General features: G+C 68.9%; 13 protein-coding genes and 1 pseudogene. 9 read left to right on the top strand and 5 right to left on the bottom strand.

Annotated elements, in window-relative coordinates:
- Positions 1-39: 39 nt before the first annotated feature.
- From mtrA to ACQ260_RS03565, 4 genes are read left to right on the top strand one after another with little or no spacing between them, the layout of a single operon-like run.
- Entirely contained in the window at positions 40-735 is a 696-nt protein-coding gene (mtrA, locus tag ACQ260_RS03580; protein ID WP_432558017.1) for an MtrAB system response regulator MtrA, read from the top strand.
- Positions 722-2,350 (top strand): MtrAB system histidine kinase MtrB, encoded by a 1,629-nt coding sequence (mtrB, locus tag ACQ260_RS03575; RefSeq protein ID WP_432558016.1) that lies wholly within the window; start codon positions 722-724, stop codon positions 2,348-2,350. Before mtrA ends, mtrB begins: the two co-directional genes overlap by 14 nt.
- Positions 2,350-4,104, top strand: a complete 1,755-nt coding sequence (locus ACQ260_RS03570) for an LpqB family beta-propeller domain-containing protein (protein WP_432558015.1) — start codon at positions 2,350-2,352, stop codon at positions 4,102-4,104. Before mtrB ends, ACQ260_RS03570 begins: the two co-directional genes overlap by 1 nt.
- Before the next feature lie 53 nt (positions 4,105-4,157).
- Complete coding sequence (locus ACQ260_RS03565) at positions 4,158-4,901, top strand: ComF family protein (RefSeq protein ID WP_432558014.1); 744 nt, start codon at positions 4,158-4,160, stop codon at positions 4,899-4,901.
- Here the strand turns inward: ACQ260_RS03565 and ACQ260_RS03560 are convergent.
- The 3 genes from ACQ260_RS03560 to ACQ260_RS03550 are packed head-to-tail and all read right to left on the bottom strand — an operon-like array spanning position 4,880 to position 8,332.
- Entirely contained in the window at positions 4,880-6,610 is a 1,731-nt protein-coding gene (locus tag ACQ260_RS03560; RefSeq protein WP_432558013.1) for a [protein-PII] uridylyltransferase family protein, read from the bottom strand. The genes ACQ260_RS03565 and ACQ260_RS03560 overlap by 22 nt on opposite strands.
- Positions 6,611-6,614: 4 nt before the next feature.
- Positions 6,615-6,953 (bottom strand): P-II family nitrogen regulator, encoded by a 339-nt coding sequence (locus tag ACQ260_RS03555; protein WP_432558012.1) that lies wholly within the window; start codon positions 6,951-6,953, stop codon positions 6,615-6,617.
- Positions 6,950-8,332: an ammonium transporter gene (locus tag ACQ260_RS03550; RefSeq protein ID WP_432558011.1), complete on the bottom strand. Its 1,383-nt coding sequence runs from the start codon at positions 8,330-8,332 to the stop codon at positions 6,950-6,952. The genes ACQ260_RS03555 and ACQ260_RS03550 overlap by 4 nt, the downstream gene beginning before the upstream one ends.
- A gap of 183 nt (positions 8,333-8,515) precedes the next feature.
- Between ACQ260_RS03550 and ACQ260_RS03545 the strand changes: the two are divergent.
- Positions 8,516-9,487: pseudogene (locus ACQ260_RS03545) on the top strand (thiamine pyrophosphate-binding protein); the annotation flags it as partial.
- Positions 9,488-9,638: 151 nt separating this feature from the next.
- Positions 9,639-10,127: a thiamine pyrophosphate-dependent enzyme gene (locus ACQ260_RS03540; RefSeq protein ID WP_432558362.1), complete on the top strand. Its 489-nt coding sequence runs from the start codon at positions 9,639-9,641 to the stop codon at positions 10,125-10,127.
- Between the two features lie 18 nt (positions 10,128-10,145).
- Here ACQ260_RS03540 and ACQ260_RS03535 read toward each other — a convergent pair whose 3' ends face one another.
- A complete protein-coding gene (locus ACQ260_RS03535; protein ID WP_432558010.1) occupies positions 10,146-11,738 on the bottom strand; it encodes an aldehyde dehydrogenase (NADP(+)) in 1,593 nt (530 codons plus the stop codon).
- 296 nt (positions 11,739-12,034) lie between these two features.
- Here ACQ260_RS03535 and hpf point away from each other — a divergent pair, with 296 nt between their 5' ends.
- Complete coding sequence (hpf, locus tag ACQ260_RS03530) at positions 12,035-12,673, top strand: ribosome hibernation-promoting factor, HPF/YfiA family (protein ID WP_432558009.1); 639 nt, start codon at positions 12,035-12,037, stop codon at positions 12,671-12,673.
- A 73-nt stretch (positions 12,674-12,746) separates the two neighbouring features.
- Here the strand turns inward: hpf and gnd are convergent, their stop codons facing one another.
- Positions 12,747-14,195 (bottom strand): NADP-dependent phosphogluconate dehydrogenase, encoded by a 1,449-nt coding sequence (gene gnd, locus ACQ260_RS03525; RefSeq protein WP_432558361.1) that lies wholly within the window; start codon positions 14,193-14,195, stop codon positions 12,747-12,749.
- A 113-nt stretch (positions 14,196-14,308) separates the two neighbouring features.
- On the opposite strand from gnd, the gene ACQ260_RS03520 reads away from it, so the two are divergent.
- A complete protein-coding gene (locus ACQ260_RS03520; RefSeq protein ID WP_432558008.1) occupies positions 14,309-15,442 on the top strand; it encodes a pyridoxal-phosphate-dependent aminotransferase family protein in 1,134 nt (377 codons plus the stop codon).
- A 93-nt stretch (positions 15,443-15,535) separates the two neighbouring features.
- Complete coding sequence (locus ACQ260_RS03515) at positions 15,536-16,666, top strand: winged helix-turn-helix domain-containing protein (RefSeq protein WP_432558007.1); 1,131 nt, start codon at positions 15,536-15,538, stop codon at positions 16,664-16,666.
- Positions 16,667-16,741: the final 75 nt, after the last annotated feature.

Genomic DNA, 16,741 nt, shown 5'->3' with positions numbered 1-16,741 from the left:
CCAGCGTAGGATGATCCAAGCCACACGAGAGGGGAACCGGTGACGGACAAGCCGAATGCCCGCATCCTGGTCGTCGACGATGACGCGGCGCTGGCGGAGATGCTGCAGATCGTGCTTCGCCAGGAGGGCTTCGAGACCGCTTGGTGCGCGGACGGCGATCGAGCCCTGCAGGCGTTCCGGGACACGCAGCCAGACCTGGTTCTGCTGGACCTCATGCTGCCCGGGCGCGACGGGGTCTCCATCTGCCGCGACATCCGGGCCGAATCCGGAGTTCCGATCGTGATGCTCACTGCGCGATCGGACACCCTCGACGTGGTCCAGGGTCTGGAAGCCGGAGCGGATGACTACGTGCCGAAACCCTTCAAGGCGAAGGAACTCGTTGCGCGCATCCGCACCCGACTCCGGCGGCTCGCCGAGTCCGGCGACGGTGACCTTCTGCGGATCGGTGATCTCGCGATCTCGGTCGAGGGTCACTCGGTGAAACGCGGCGGCGTTGCGATCCCGCTGACCCCGCTGGAATTCGACCTGCTCCTCGCCTTGGCCCGCAAGCCCAAGCAGGTCTTCAGCCGCGAAACGCTGCTGGAAGAGGTCTGGGGCTATCGTCATGCCGCGGATACTCGCCTGGTCAACGTTCATGTCCAGCGGCTGCGGTCGAAGATCGAGCTCGACCCGGAGCGGCCACGGATCGTGGTCACGGTGCGAGGGATCGGCTACAAGGCCGGTGAGCTTGCCTGAAATTCCCTGGCGGACTCGGCTCGGGCGGTTGGTCACTGCCCCGGCCCGGCTCTGGTGGGCATCTCTGCCGGTGCGTGTCGTCGGCAGCACGCTGGTCGCTTCCGCGCTCGTCATCACACTGGGGGGAATCCTGCTGCTGGCCTTGGCGACCGAGGGCGTTGTCAGCGCCAAGCGGCACGCGGCCGTTGCGGAGGCAGCGGTCGCGATCGACACTGCACAACGCCAGTTGCGCGCCGCTGATATCACGACAACCTCAGTGAACGACCTGCTGACCCAGCTCACGTTCGAGGTGGCCAACAGGGGTGCCGTCTCCGGGCAATATCAGGTCATCGTGCAAGGACCCGTGTCCGACATCCGCTCCGGCGGCGTGATGCCCGGTTCGGTGCCCGGCGCGCTGCGTGAGCAGGTGGCCGCGAACAGCGAGACCGGCCGGCTCTGGGTCACGCCCACCGAGGTCTTCTATGCCGACGAGACGAGCGAACCTGGCCTCGCGATCGGGGCCAGCCTCGAAACTCCGTCTCTGGCGCGCTATCCGATCTATCTCATCTTTCCGCTGACCCAGGAGCAGCGCACGCTCGAAGTCCTCGAACGCGCGGCGGTCTCCACGGGCTTCCTGCTCATCCTGCTGCTCGCGATCATCGCGGCGCTCGTGTCGCGCCAGGTGGTGGCGCCGATCAGGGAAGCGCGATTGCAGGCCGAACGGATAACCTCCGGCCGGCTCGACGACCGGATGACCGTGCGGGGCACTGATGACCTCGCCTCGCTGGCCACCACGATGAACAACATGGCCGCCGAGCTGCAGAAGCAGATATCGCAGTTGGAGGAGCTCTCCCGCGTCCAACAGCGCTTCGTGTCCGACGTCTCCCACGAGTTGCGCACACCGCTCACCACCGTCCGCATGGCCGCCGAGATGCTGCATGACGCCCGGACGGAGTTCGAGCCGATGGAGCAGCGCGCGGTGGAGTTGTTGCAGCACGAGCTGGACCGCTTCGAATCTCTGCTCGGCGATCTCCTGGAAATCTCCCGATTCGATGCCGGAGCGGCCGAGTTGAGCCGGGAGGTCGCCGACCTCAAGGAAGTGGTTGTCAACGAGATCGACGCCCAGCAGTCGTTCGCCGACCGGACCGGCTCGGTGCTGACCGTCACGACGACGGGCCCGACGACCGCGGAGATCGATGTCCGCCGGGTCCGGCGCATTCTGCGCAACCTCATTGCCAACGCGATCGAGCACGGAGAGGGGCGCCCCATCGACATTCTCATCGCCGGGGACGACAAGGCGGTGGCCGTCGCGGTCCGGGACCACGGGGTCGGCTTCGAGGCGAATCATGTGAAGCAGGTCTTTCACCGTTTCTGGCGGGCGGACCCGGCCCGCAACCGCACGGTCGGTGGCACGGGTCTGGGACTGTCGATCGCCATGGAGGACGCTCGCCTGCACGGCGGCTGGCTCAACGCATGGGGGCGACCGGACCAGGGCGCACAGTTCCGGCTCACCCTGCCGCGGGTCGCGGGCGCCGTTCTCGAGATCTCGCCGTTGCCGGTCATCCCGCGCGATCTGGCCGAGTCCGGGAGGGCCCATCGGCCGGCGTTGACCGCGGGGCCGGGGAGTGAGGCCTGATGCGGAGCGTGCGGGGGATTGTCCTGTGGCTGGGCCTGCTGGGGCTGTTGATGTCCGGGTGCGCGCGCATCCCGACTTCGGGTCCCGTGGATCCGGCGGCCGGGCCGAGTCGGTTGCCCGACGTGTCGGTGGAGGTGGCGGCCGAGCCGCCGCTGCGCGGAGCGGCCCCGAGAACGGTCGTCGAGGGTTTTCTCCAGGCGATGGCGAACTATCAGCAGGGCTATTCGGTGGCCCGGCTCTATCTGGCCACCGACGTCCGGGATTCGTGGCGACCCGAGAACGGGATCACGGTTTATGAAGACGGTTATGGAGTGACCTCGACGCCCGAGAGCGCGAGCCTCGAGGCGCCGCTGCGCGGGTTCGTCGGCCAGGACGGCGCTTTCCGGCCCAGCGTCGACACCCTGACTCACGACTTCGTGATGACCCGGGACACCGACGGAGAGTGGCGCATTGCCAACCCGCCCAACGGTCTGCTCGTCTCCCGCTATCTGTTCGAGAAGTTCTATCGTCCGGCGAATATCTATTTCTATGACCCGACCTGGACGACCGTCGTCCCGGATCCTATTTTCGTGCCGGTCGGCAACTGGACACCCACGGCCCTCCTGCAGGCACTCCTGCGGGGCCCCACCGAGTGGCTCAATCCCGCGGTTGCGACGGCGATCCCCAGCCAGACCCGGCTCAACGTGCAGGCGGCCATCATCGACGCGGACGGGGTCGTCGAGGTGTCACTCAACGAGTCGGTCGCCGCGCTGGCCGACGAGCAGCGGTCGCGGATGGCCGGTCAGATCACTTGGACGCTGAGCCAATTGGACGGCGTCACCGGGGTGCGCTTCCTGCTGAACGGCGCGCCCTACGCCGTGCCCGAGGCGGAGGACGGAGTGGTGCGCATCCACGCGTTCTCCTGGCTCGACCCCACCCCGGGGCTGCGCACGGTCCAGCTCTTCGGGGCGACCGACGAGGGGTTCGTCACCGTCGTCGACTCACCGCAGGGCGCCGACCTGCGGTCGGTCCCCGGCGCGTTGGGTTCGGTGCCGGGCGTCACCAGCCTCGACGTCTCGCCGACCGGTGAGCGGATCGCCTGGGTGAGCGAGGGTGAACATACTCTCCGGGCCGGGCTGTTGGACGAGACCCTGCCGCCGCCCGTGCTGCAGGCGCAACACATCCTGCGGCCCCAATTCGTGCGGTCGCAGGACGTGGAACTGTGGACGATCGCGGATGACGAGGCGGAGGGTCAGGTGGCCTATCGCCTCATCGGTGATCGCGTGGAGCCCATTCGGCTCGAGGCGTTCGCGGGGACGCGGGTGGAGGCGTACCGGATCGCGCCCGACGGCACCCGACTCGCCGCGGTGCGCCGCACGGGGGAGGGACGGCTCGAGGTGGGGGTCGCCCGGATCAATCGCACCAACCCAGCCGTCGTGGTGGACGGGTGGCGGGAGGTTTCGTTGGAGGAACCGGGATATCCACGACCCGACCAGATCCCCGACGTCGGCTGGCTGACCCCGACGAACCTGATCGTGCTCGCCAGCGGCGACGGGCGCCAGACAGTGCGCCCCTATCGACTGGACGTCTATGCGGCCTCCGTCACCGAGATCGGGCAGCCGGACAACTGGCAGTCGTTCGCGGTGGCCACGTCGCCACGGTCCGAGAACGGGCGCGCGGTCGTGGTCGGCCACAACGGCTCCTGGCGATTCGAGGACGACTATCGGTGGCCGCTGCTGGTGCGCGGGCTGAACGCGGTCGCGTACGCCGGCTGACTCGGGCGCACGGGGCCTGAACCGATCCGGGCTGAATCCCGCATCGTAGGGCCGTGACCCTCATCGATGCTGCCGCCGACCTGTTCCTCGGCTACCGGTGCCCGGGGTGCGACCGCCCGGGACGTTCGCTCTGCCTGGCCTGCAGGGCCGCACTGGCCGCCGGGCACGTGCGGTTCGTGGGCCGCGACCCGTCTCCGCCGCATCTGCCGTTGACGGTGGCCGGCGGTGACTACGTCGGGGTGGTGCCGCGCCTTGTGTCGGCGTTCAAGGACGAGGCGCTCACCGGGCTCAGCGGAGCACTTGCGGACCGGCTGGCCCGTGCTGTGGCGCACCTCCTTGCCGCTCTCGGCCGCCCGGGTGATCGCTATCACCTGGTGCCGATCCCGTCGACCGCGGGCGCTGTCCGTCGGCGGGGGATGGACCATACGGCCGTCTTGGCCCGTCGCGTATCGCGGCAACTGCGTCAGGAATGTGGGCTCGTTCTGCCGGTGCGGTCCTTGTTGTGCATGCGTGGGCGGGTGGTCGACCAGGTCGGTCTGGATGCCGCCGAACGCTGGGCCAACAAGATGGATCACGTGGTGGTACGCCGCTGTGGCCCCGCCGGGTCGGTTCCCGTCCTGCTCGATGACGTGACGACCACGGGCGCGTCGCTTGCGGCAGGTGCTCGGGCACTGGAACTCGCGGGCACCCCAGTCCTTGGCGCCGTCGTCGTGGCCGCGACGATCCGGCGGTACCTGCCAAGGGCGAAGCGCTCCGGACCGGACGGATCGCCGTCTCACGCCGCCGGAGTCGCGTGATCGCCGATCGCCGCGAGGGTGCGGGCCACGAGATCTTTCATGAGACTCGCCCGGACCGCGGTCCAGGTCCGCGGGCCCGCCGACCGAGCATCTGCCTCGGTCAAGGCAGCCAGCAGGCGCAGGGTCGGGGCCCGGTGCTCCACCAGGTCGGCCAGCCGATGGGTCGTGCCGGGGTCGGTCGGGTCGTGTCCGGTGGCCAATGCCATGAGCGTCAGGTGTTCCGCGACAAGCAGCCGCAGCAGTTTGCGGTCGCCTTCCGGCCAGCCCATCCGGTCACTGACGACCCCGACCAGCCGGGCGCCCGCGGCGGAGTGGTCCGCCACCCCGGGGCGCTTGCCGAGGTCATGGAGGAGCGCCGCGGTGAGCAGGACGTCGGGGCGGTCCACCCGGTCAACGAGCCGATTCGCCTCCAGCACCGTCTCCAGACTGTGTCGGTCCACGGTGTGGCGGTGCAGTGGATTGTGCTGGGGCCGGTCCCGGATGGCAGCCCATTCGGGGAGCCATCGATCGATCACGCCGGCGAGGTCGAGGCTGTTCCATGTCTCCAGCAGGCCCGGCCCGGCGAGGAGGTCGGCGAACAGACCGCGTGCGGCGACGGGCCAGGACGCTCCCGCCGCGGGCCAATCAGCGAGTCGGCGGGCCGAGGTGGGAGACAGCGGCAGCGATTGCCGAGAGGACGTCGCAGCCGCACGCCACGGGAGCAGGTCGTGGTCCTCTGCGGTTCCGCCCCGAATCGGACCCACGACCAGTTCGCCGTCATGGGCATAGATCCCGGGGTGGAGTGGCACGAGTTCCGGCCGGCGCGGTCCGCGGCGGCCCAGACGACTGCGGTGGGACTGGCTCGCTCGGCGCAGGGTCTCGTGCGTCGCCTGCGAAATCCGCCGCGCAGAGTTTCCGAGGCGGGCCAACAGTTCGTCGCTGTCGGAGAAGCCGAGCTGTGCGGCGACCTCGGCCTGGTCGTGCTTGGTCAGCACGTTCCGGGGCCTCCCGGTCACCCGTTGGAGGGCGTCCCGGACGTCCAGGAGGAAGACGTTCGCCTCGTCGATCGCGCCATGGGGGCGGTCGGCCAACCAGGAGGCCGTCATCGTCCGGAGCACCGACATGTCGCGCAGGCCGCCCTTGGCCTCCTTGAGATCCGGCTCCAGCATCTGGGCCAGTTCGCCGAAGCGTTCGTGCCGTTCGGCGATGTGGTCCAGGACCTCCGGCAGCCGCTTCCGGGCGTTCGCTCGCCAGTCCTCGCCCAATTGCCGTGCGGCCCGGCGAACCAGGTCGGCGTCCCCGGCGATCAGGGAAAGATCCAGCAGTGCGCCCGCGACGTTGAGGTCCGTGGCGGCCACCCGGCGGCAATCCTGCACCGAGCGGACCGCGTGGTCGAGGGTGATGCCGGAGTCCCAGATGGGATACCACAACCGCTCGGCGACCCGGGAGAGTTCAGCGGCCCGGACACCGCGGTCATGGAGGACGATCAGGTCGAGGTCGCTGTGGGGCCCGCCCTCCTGGCGGGCCAAGGAACCGGTGCAGGCGAGCGCGGTGCCCTTGGCAGGTGTGCCGGATGCCTGCCACAACTCACTCAGCCAGCGGCGCAGCGCTCCCGCCAGGTCCGCCCGGAAACGAATGCCGGTGTCCGGAGAAGTGACTCCCCGGACACCGGCATCGGTCCGCAGCGTGGTGACCTCGGCGAGCGCGGAATGTTGGCTCGGTCGGGTCATCGGTTCACAGCGCGGCTGGACCGCGCTCCCCGGTTCTGACCCGAACGACCTCTTCCACCGGGACGGACCACACTTTCCCGTCCCCGATCTTGCCGGTCTGGGCCTGCTTGACGATCACGCTGATGACCGACTCGGCGTCCCCGTCCTCGACCAGCACCTCGAGGCGGACCTTGGGCACGAAGTCGACTTCATATTCCGCGCCGCGATAGACCTCGCTGTGGCCGCGCTGTCGCCCATAGCCGGACGCCTCGGAGACGGTCAGGCCGGTGATCCCGAACGCCTCGAGGGCCTGCTTCACGGGGTCCAGCTGATGGGGCTTGATGATGGCGGTGATGAGCTTCACTTGACGCTGCCTTCCGGATTGAGGGTCTCGGTCTCGGGGGTCTCGGCAGAACCGGCGGCCGGGGTGCTGCTGGGCTGAGCCAGCCCGCCCTTCCCGATGCGGCCACCGAACGGATTGAGATCGTATCCGGACTCGGCGTGGATGCGGGTGTCGATGCCCTCTGCCTCGAACTCGGCCGGGATGCGGAGACCCATGGTCAGGTCGAGGGCCTTGGCGATCACGAACGTGACCACGAAGGAGAAGACCAGGACCGCGAGGGCGCCCACGCTCTGGCGCCAGAGTTGGTCGGGACCGCCACCGAAGAGGAGACCGGCGACGCCCGCCGGGGAGGCCGGGTCGGCCAGGAAACCGATCAGCACGGTGCCGATGAGACCGGAGACGAGGTGGACACCGACGACGTCGAGGGAGTCGTCATAGCCCAGGCGATATTTCAGTCCGACAGCCCAGGCAGAGACCGCGCCGCAGACGAGGCCGATCGCGAGCGCACCGAGTGGGCTCACGGAGTTGGCTGCCGGCGTGATGCCGACCAGGCCGGCGATCACGCCCGACGCCGCGCCGAGGCTCGTGGCGTGCCCGTCCCGGAGTCGTTCCAGCACAAGCCAGCCGATGACAGCAGCCGCGGTGGCGGCAATGGTGTTGATGAAGGCAACCGCGGCCAAGGTATTGGCGCCGAGCGCGGAACCGGCGTTGAACCCGAACCAGCCGACGAACAGCAGGGCGGCACCCATCATCACGAAGGGCAGGTTGTGCGGCCGCATGGGCTCCTTTCCGAACCCGATGCGCTTGCCGAGCACCAGCACCAGAGCAAGGGCAGCCGCGCCGGCGTTGATGTGGATCGCCGTCCCGCCGGCGAAGTCGAGCGCCTCGATCCCATTGGCGATCCAGCCGCCTATCGTGCTGTCGTCCTCGCTGCTGAAGGCGAACACCCAGTGGGCCACGGGGAAATAGACCACGACGGCCCAGATCGCGGCGAACACGAGCCAAGCGCTGAACTTCATCCGGTCGGCAACCGCTCCGGAGATCAGTGCGACCGCGATGATCGCGAACGCGGACTGGAACGCGACGAAGGCCAGCGTCGGGATCGTCCCGGACACCGCCGACTCGCTCATGAGGCCCTTGAGCCCTGCGAACTCGAGGGGATTGCCGACGATCCCTGCGCCGCCGATCGAGTTGCCGAAGGTGAGGCTATAGCCGAAGAGAACCCAGAGCACCCCCACCACGGCCAAGGCGGAGAAGCTCATCATCATCATGTTGAGGACGGCCTTGACCCTGGTCATGCCGCCATAGAACAACGCGAGGCCGGGGACGGTCATCATGAGCACGAGTGCCGCGCTGATGAGCACCCAGGCGGTGTCACCGGTGTTGATTCCTGTTTCCATGGCGAGAACTCCACCGCACGGCTGTTTCGTGGCGATTGTCGTCGTGTTACGAGTCTGTGCCTGAATCGGCCCGTGTGTTTCGAGCACGTTTCACACGATCCGCCGCTCCCGATCGGCCCCACACCCACGGCCGATTAGGCTCAACCACGAAGGGCTCGAAGACGGCAGACGAAGGAGCGCACCATGCCCGAAGCGTCACGGATCGCTGGTCACGCACTGGTCCAGCAACTGGTGGCGCTCGGCGCCGACACGGTCTTCTGTGTCCCGGGGGAGAGTTTCCTCGGCGTTCTGGACGGGCTCTATGAGGCCCGGGAGCACGTGCGGGTGGTGACCAACCGTCAGGAGGGCGGCGCCGCGATGATGGCGTCGGCCTATGGGCAGCTGACCGGACGACCTGGGGTGGCGATGGTCACCCGCGGGCCCGGTGCGACCAATGCGTCGATCGGCGTGCACATGGCGGACCAGGACGCCAACCCCATGTTGCTGTTCGTCGGTCAAGTGCCGTTGGGCGAACTCGACCGACGGTCGTTCCAGGAGGTCGACTATCGCCTGATGTTCGCTGGGATCGCCAAGGAGGTCGTGGAGATCCGCGATCCGCACCGGGTTCCCGAATATGTGGCGCGGGCCTGGCGGACAGCGGTGACGGGCGAACCCGGGCCGGTGATCGTCGTCCTGCCCGAGGACATGCTCCGCATGGAGACCACCGCCCCGGTCGTGCCGCCAAGCCCGCCGCTGGCGCCCGCGCCCGCGCCCGAGTCCGTGGCGGCCATAGCCGAAGCCCTCGCCGCTGCGGAGCGACCGCTGGTGGTCGTGGGCGGCAGCGCCTGGTCCGCCGCAGGAGTCCGCGCGCTGGCCGAACTGGTTCAGCACACCGGACTCCCGTTCGCCACAGCGTTCCGCCGGCAGGATCTGGTCGACAACACCTTGCCCGGCTATGTGGGCGGGTTCGGCCCGCTCTCGACCGCGGGGCTCTCGGTGGCGGCACGGGAAGCCGATGTGGTGCTTCTGCTCGGCACCCGGCCGGACGAGCAGACCGCGGCTGGCTGGCTCGACGATCCGGTGCCAGCAGCACGCGTCCTGCAGGTGCATCCGGCGCCGGGCCTCATCGGCAAGCTGCTGCCGATCGAGATCGGCGTGGTTGCAGACCCCGGGGCATTCGCTCAGGCATGGCAGGACCTGATCGCCCACGGCGGACCGGTGGCGAGCGCGTCGGCGGCGTGGCGAGCGAGATTGCGGGCCAACCTGGACCATGTGCGGTCCGGGGCCACCGGCGCCCGGCTGGCCGCCGATTGCATGACGGTGCTCAATGAGCTCCTGCCCGCGGATGCGGTTCTCACCGTCGGGGCGGGGGCGTACACATTCTGGGCCCAACGACTGCACGACCTACGGCACCTGTCTGGGGTCGGCCTCGGGGGCGATGGGTTATGGCCTGCCCGCGGCGGTGACGGCCAAACTGCTGCACCCGGAGCGGGAGGTCGTGGCGTTCGCCGGCGACGGTTGTTTCCTGATGAACGGGCAGGAACTCGCGACCGCCGTCCAGAACAAGCTGGGCCTTACGGTCGTCGTGATCAACAACGAGACGTACGGTGTCATTCGCGATCACCAGCGGCGGGAGTTCCCCGGCCGGCCGGTGGCGACTGCACTGCACAACCCGGACTTCGCGGCGCTCGCTCGCGCGTACGGCGCTTTTGGTGCCACCGTCGCGACACCCGAGGAACTGCGGGCCGCGTGGGCGGAGCGCCCCGGAGGCGACGTGCCGAGCCTGATCGAGATCCAGGTGCCCCGCGACCTCTGACGGGTGCCGGAGCCCTGCTCAGGCAGTGAACCGGCCGTCGACCCGACGCCAGATTCCCCGGGTATCGTCCTGGAGTTCTCGCGGCAGGAGCGCGGGCGGCACATTCTGATAGGCGACCGGTCGCAGGAACCGCTCGATCGCACGGGTGCCCACCGAGGTGGTGGCCGGGGCAGAGGTGGCAGGGAACGGACCGCCGTGGATGACCGCGTCATTGACCTCGAGACCGGTGGACCATCCGTTGAACACGATCCGGCCCGCCAGCAACTCCAGTTCGTCCAGGAGGCCGGCCGCGGCATCGTGATCGTCGGGTTCGGCGTGGATGGTGGCGGTGAGCTGGCCTTCGAGCAGGGGCAGGACGTGGTTGCGCACCGCCTCGGTCAGGTCTCCGGGAACGCGGACGAGCAACGTGACCGAACCGAACACCTCCCCGGTCAACTCCTCGTGATGCTCGAGGAAAGTCTCGAGGTCGGTGTCGAACAGAGTGGGCGTGCACAGGGCAGAGATGTCGTCCTCGGTGGCGGCGCGGGCCAGCCGGCGTACGCCCGGGACCGACTCCAATCGCGCCACGCCCGCGGCGAACGATTCCGCGATCCGGGGAGTCAGCATGCATCCGGATCCGGAACTCTCGACCGCTGTCGCGGCGGCCTCGACCAGTGCATCCGCATCCGGGAGGTCCGGGACGAAAACCAGCCCCGGGCTCGTGCACAACTGACCGAAGCCCGTGAGCACCGAGCCGATGAGGCCCCTGCCGATCTCCGGGCCCCGCTCCGACAGGGCGCCGGGGAGAACCAAGACCGGGTTGATGCTGGCCATCTCGGCGAACACGGGAATGGGCACCGGGCGACGCTGAGCGGCGGCCGTCAGCGCCAGCCCGGCACGCCGGGACCCCGTGAACCCCACCGCTTGGATGGCCGGATGCGTCACCAGGGCGACGGCAAGTTCCGGCGTGTGCCCGGCGATGAGCGAGAAGGTGCCAGGCGGCAGACCGAGCCCTGCCACGGCGTCGGTGATGATGCGGCCGACGATCTCGGAGGTGCCGGGGTGCGCTTCGTGGGCCTTGACCACCACGGGACAGCCGGCCGCCAGCGCTGCTGCGGTGTCCCCGCCCGCCACCGAGAACGCCAGCGGGAAGTTGCTGGCCCCGAACACGGCAACGGGGCCGAGCGGGATGAACCGGTGCCGGAGGTCCGGCTTGGGCAGGGGCACGCGTGCGGGATTGCCACGATCGATGCGCAGGCCCAGATAGCTGCCCTCGGTCACGACATCGGCGAACAGCCGGAGTTGATTGCTGGTGCGCGTCCGTTCGGCAGCGACGCGTTCGGGGAGAATGCCGGTCTCGGCGCGGACGCGGTCCACCAGGTCGGGCTCGGCGTCGAGTCCGTCCGCGATGGCCCGGAGAAGGTCTGCCCGGACTTCGGGGGCCGTCCGTCGGAATGCCGGAAAGGCAATCCGGGCGGCCTCCGCGGCCTCGGCCAACTGCGCGGCGGAAGCTGCGGCGTACGCGGGCTCCAGTTCGGTGCCCGTCGCCGGATCCACCGCCCGGAACACCTCTCCGGCTCCCGCGACCGCCGTGCCCGCCACGAACATCGATCCGTTCAGATTCCCGGCCACGCTGCCTCCCTCGGTCCCGACGCGACTTCGCGTTCGACCAGCTTAGGCCGCGCCGCTCGGCTCGGATGGGCCCGGCCCAAGCCCGAGAACTCCCGTGGATTTTGCGGCTTCGGGGTGATTGCAAGACATCGAGATGAATGGCTGGAAAACGAACGACGACCGGACTAACGTTCAGGTATGGCACCGCAGACGCCATTCGCCCGCTTCGCGGGACGGGTGGGTCGAGGTGCCTTTTGTGTTTCTTCGGGCCCGCGCGCTGCGGGTCCGGGGGGCAGCCAATACCCTAGGAGGTAGTGATGGACGTTACGGTGACAGGGCGCCATTGCCAGGTTTCCGACGAGTTCCGTGCCCATGTGATGGATCGCATCACCCGGATCGACAAGCTCTCTGAGCGGGTCATCCGCGTGGAGGTTCAGATCTCCGCGACCGGCACGAAGCGGGCGCCCGACGAAGCGGTCAGGGCTGAGATCACTCTCCGGAGCAGAGGACCGGTCATCCGCGCCGAGGCCTGCGCCAATGACAAGGTCGCAGCTTTCGAGCAGGCTCTCGACAAGCTCATGGCACGACTTCGTCGCGCCGCCGACCGCCGCCGCGACCGCCGCGGACACCGTGGCCACCAGACGATCCGAGACGTCGACTGGCTGATGGACGCGCCGGACGTCCAGGCCACCGAGGAGGACGACGACACCCGCACGGTGGCGGGCATGGAAGTCAAGGGCGATGGGCCGCTCATCGTGCGCGAGAAGGAGCACGCCGCAGCCCCGATGTCCTTGGACCGTGCCCTTGAGGAGATGGAACTCGTCGGTCACGACTTCTATCTGTTCGTCGACAAGGCCACCGGTGCACCGAGCGTGGTCTATCGCCGGAAGGCCTACGACTATGGCGTCATCCGTCTCGCCATGACCGAGGAAGAGGACGAGGTCAGGAGCGCCTGACACCCAAGCAACGGCCCGGGCTCGATGGTGAGCCCGGGCCGTTGTTCAATTCAGCCCGAGATCGGATCGTGGCTCAGTCGGTCCGGGTTTCGCTGCGGTCGTCGCTCCACTCCACGTGGAAGCTTCCCTCATCGTCGATGCGCCGATAGGTGTGGGCGCCGAAGAAGTCCCGCAGCCCCTGCACCAGCGCCGCCGGCAAGCGGTCGGCGCGGACGGTGTCGTAGTACGCGAGCGCGGCGGCGAATCCCGGCACCGGGACGCCTGCGCTGACGGCAAGTGCGATCGTTCGGCGCCAGCCGTCCTGGGCCTTGGCGAGGTCGGCGGCGACCGACGGCGCCTCGAGGAGTGTGGTGAGGCTGTTGGCGGCGTACTCCGAGCGGATCCGCTCCAACAGCCGAGCCCGGATGATGCACCCGGCCCGCCAGATCTTCGCGACGCCGGCGATGTCGATGTCCCAGCCGTGCTCCTCACTCGCGCGGCGGATCATGTCGAGTCCCTGCGCGTACGCCACCACCTTCGACGCCCACAGCGCGTCCCGCAACGACGCGACCAACTCGTCGCGGTCGAGTCCGGTCATGGCCCGCTGCGGCCCCTCGAGGACGGCCCTCGCCGCGTCGCGCAGTTCCGGATGTCCTGAGGTCGAGCGGGCGAACACCGACTCGGCGATCGTGTTCACCGGGACCCCCAGTTCCAACGCGATCTGCGCGGTCCACCGGCCGGTGCCCTTCTGTTCCGCCTGGTCCACGATGACGTCCACCAACGGGCGGTCCCCGTCACGCGGGTCCGTCTGGTCGAGCACGGTCGCGGTGATCTCGATCAGGAACGAGTCGAGGTCGCCGGTGTTCCACTCACGGAAAACGTCGGCGATCTCCGGCACGGTCAATCCAGCGGCGCGCAGCACGTCGTAGGCCTCGGCGATGAACTGCATGTCGGCGTACTCGATGCCGTTGTGCACCATCTTCACGAAATGCCCGGCGCCATCGGTGCCGATCCAGGTGCAGCACGGCTCACCTTCGTAGTCGGCGGCGATCCGTTCGAGCGCCGGCCCGAGCGCGGCATAGGACTCGCGGGAACCACCCGGCATGATGCTCGGACCGTTCAGCGCGCCCTCCTCGCCACCGGATATGCCGGCGCCGACGAAGTGGAGTCCCTCCGCGCGCAGCTTCTGCTCCCGGCGGCGGGTGTCCTCGTAGTGGGCGTTGCCCCCGTCCACGACGATGTCGCCGTCGGACAGCAGCGGGACGAGTTCGTCGATCACCGCATCGGTTCCGGCGCCCGCCTTGACCATGATGATGATCCGGCGTGGTTGCTCCAGGCTCGCGACGAAATCGTCGAGCTTCTCCGCCGGAAGGAATTCGCCCTCGTCGCCATGCGCCTGGATGACCTGCTGAGTGCGTGCGTACGTGCGGTTGTAGACCGCCGTCCGGACTCCGTTGCGGACGAAATTGCGGGCCAGATTGGAGCCCATGACGGCCATGCCGATCACGCCCACGTGGGCCTTGGGGGAACCAGACATGTTCAGCCTCTCTCGAAGGGATCCCATTCTCCCGAGCGGGATTTCGAGCGGGTACGCCGGGTCTCCCTCCCGCGAGCCCCGTGTTTCGGGTGCATTCGCGGCGTCCTAGGGTGTGCACCATGTCGCAGCACCTGCCCTTGTCGAACGTCGATCCCGACGGCCTGCTCGAATATTCCGTGGTTTTCACCGACCGCGCGCTCAACCACATGTCCGCCCGGTTCGTGCGGGTGATGCAGGACATCATCGGAATGTTGAAGCAGACGTACTCCGCCCACTCGGTCGCGATCATCCCCGGCGGTGGCTCGTTCGCGATGGAGGCGGTCGCCCGCCAGTTTGCCCACGGCAAGCGCGTTCTGGTGCTGCGCAACGGCTTCTTCTCCTATCGCTGGTCGCAGATCATCGACGCCGGCGCCATCACCGACCACCACACCGTGTTGAAGGCCCGCCCGACGACGGACGCCAACCCCTCGCCGTGGGCGCCCGCGCCGATCGGGGAGGTCGTGGCACGGATCGAGCAGGAACGGCCGGAGATCGTCTTCGCCCCCCATGTGGAAACGGCGTCGGGGATGCTGCTCGACGACGGATATCTGCGGTCGGTCGCCGACGCGACCCACGCGGTCGGTGGCCTGTTCATCCTCGACTGCGTCGCGTCCGGTGCGCTGTGGACCGACATGACCGCGGTGGGCGCGGACCTGTTGATCAGTGCTCCCCAGAAGGGCTGGAGCGGACGGCCGTGTGCCGGCTATGTCATGTTCTCCGAGAACGGCCGCGCGGCGATCGAGGCGACGACGAGCTCGAGCTTCGCCGCCGATCTGAAGAAGTGGCTGACGATCTCGGAGGGGTACGCCGAGGGCAAGCACGCCTATCACGCCACCGTCCCCACCGACACGCTCCAGCACAACGCCGCGGTCATGCACGAGACGATCGACCGGGGCCTGGAGAACCTCCGGGCGGCCCAGTGGGACCTCGGCACCAAGATCCGCGCCGGGCTGGCCGAGCGCGGCATCCTCTCCGTGTCTGCTCCCGAGTTCGTCTCGCCGTCCGTCGTGGTCTGCCACGAGCCGGTCGCGGGTCGCTCGACCGCCGCGGAACTCGCGAAAGTTGGCGTCCAGGCCGCGGCCGGTGTCCCGCTGGGCTGTGATGAGCCCGCCGACTTCGCGACGTTCCGCATGGGCCTGTTCGGCCTGGACAAGTGGGCGGACGTGGACGGCACCGTCCAGCGCCTGATGGACGCGCTCGACAAGATCGGCTGAGTCACGACTCGGGTCATTCCGCTCGCGCAGGCGCGGCGCATCGCCCTCGCGGCCCAGGGGTTCGGTGCGCCGCGACCCGCGCGCGCGGTCACGATGCGCGAGATCCAAGCGACGATCACCCGGATCGCCCAGGTCCAGATCGACTCGATCAACGTCGTCCGGCGCGCGCACTATCTGCCGTTCTTCTCCCGGCTCGGCCCCTATGACACCGGTTTGGTGGACCGAGCGGCCGGCCGTGCGCCGAGGCGGCTGTTCGAATACTGGGGCCACGCGGCGTCCCTCATCGACGTCACCCTCGAGCCGGCGCTGCGGTTCCGGGCCGAACGCGCCGGCGAGGAAGCGTGGGGCAGCATGCGGCGCATCGCCGCCGACCATCCGGGGCTGGTGGAACGGGTGCTCGCCGACGTCGCGCGCATCGGTCCCGTGACCGCCCGCGGGATCGACCAGGTCGAGGACGGCCGGGCACGGGAACACTGGGGCTGGAACTGGTCCGCGGTCAAGACCGCGTGCGAGTGGTTGTTCTGGACCGGCGAGATCACGGCGGCCCGACGCAACGCCCAGTTCGAGCGGGTCTACGACCTCCCGGACCGCGTGCTTCCCGCGGCCGTCCGGTCCGTGCCCACGCCCGCGGTCGTCGATGCCCACGTCGAGTTGGTACGCCGGGCTGCGGCGGCCCTCGGCATCGGGTCCATGACCTGCTTCGCCGACTACTTCCGGCTGACCAGCGATGAGACGGCCGCGGCAGTGGGCACCCTCGTGGCAGCCGGCGAGCTGGAACCTGTGGAGGTGGCCGGCTGGGCGCGGCCTGCGTACCTCTGGACAGCGGCGCGCAGACCTCGCCGCATCGACGCGCGGGCGCTGCTCAGCCCGTTCGACTCGATGGTGTTCGAGCGGCGCCGACTGCGAGAGCTCTTCGGGTTCGACTATCGCATCGAGATCTATGTTCCTGCGGCCCGGCGTCGGCACGGTTACTACGTGTATCCGTTCTTGTTGGGGGAGTCGTTCGCGGCGCGCGTCGATCTGAAGGCCGACCGCGCCGCCGGGTGCCTCCGGGTGCTGGGCGCGTGGGTCGAACAGGACGCGGACCCGGCGTACACGGCGCGGGAACTCAGCCTCGAACTCGGCGAACTCGCCCGCTGGCTCGACCTCGACCGGATCGAGACGGGGGCCCGCGGAGACCTCATCGGTGACCTCACCGCCGAGATGGAGCGGCAACCACGCTGAGCGTGCGCAGGTTTGCCGCTGCGAAGCCACTAGGATGGCGAAGGTTGTGACGGCCGTGCCCGTCGCCAAGGACCA

The sequence above is a fragment of the Ammonicoccus luteus genome, assembly GCF_050880385.1.
GTDB lineage: Bacteria > Actinomycetota > Actinomycetes > Propionibacteriales > Propionibacteriaceae > Enemella.
The sequence above is the reverse complement of the archived record's forward strand: the minus strand, read 5'-3'. Positions and strand labels throughout refer to the sequence as shown.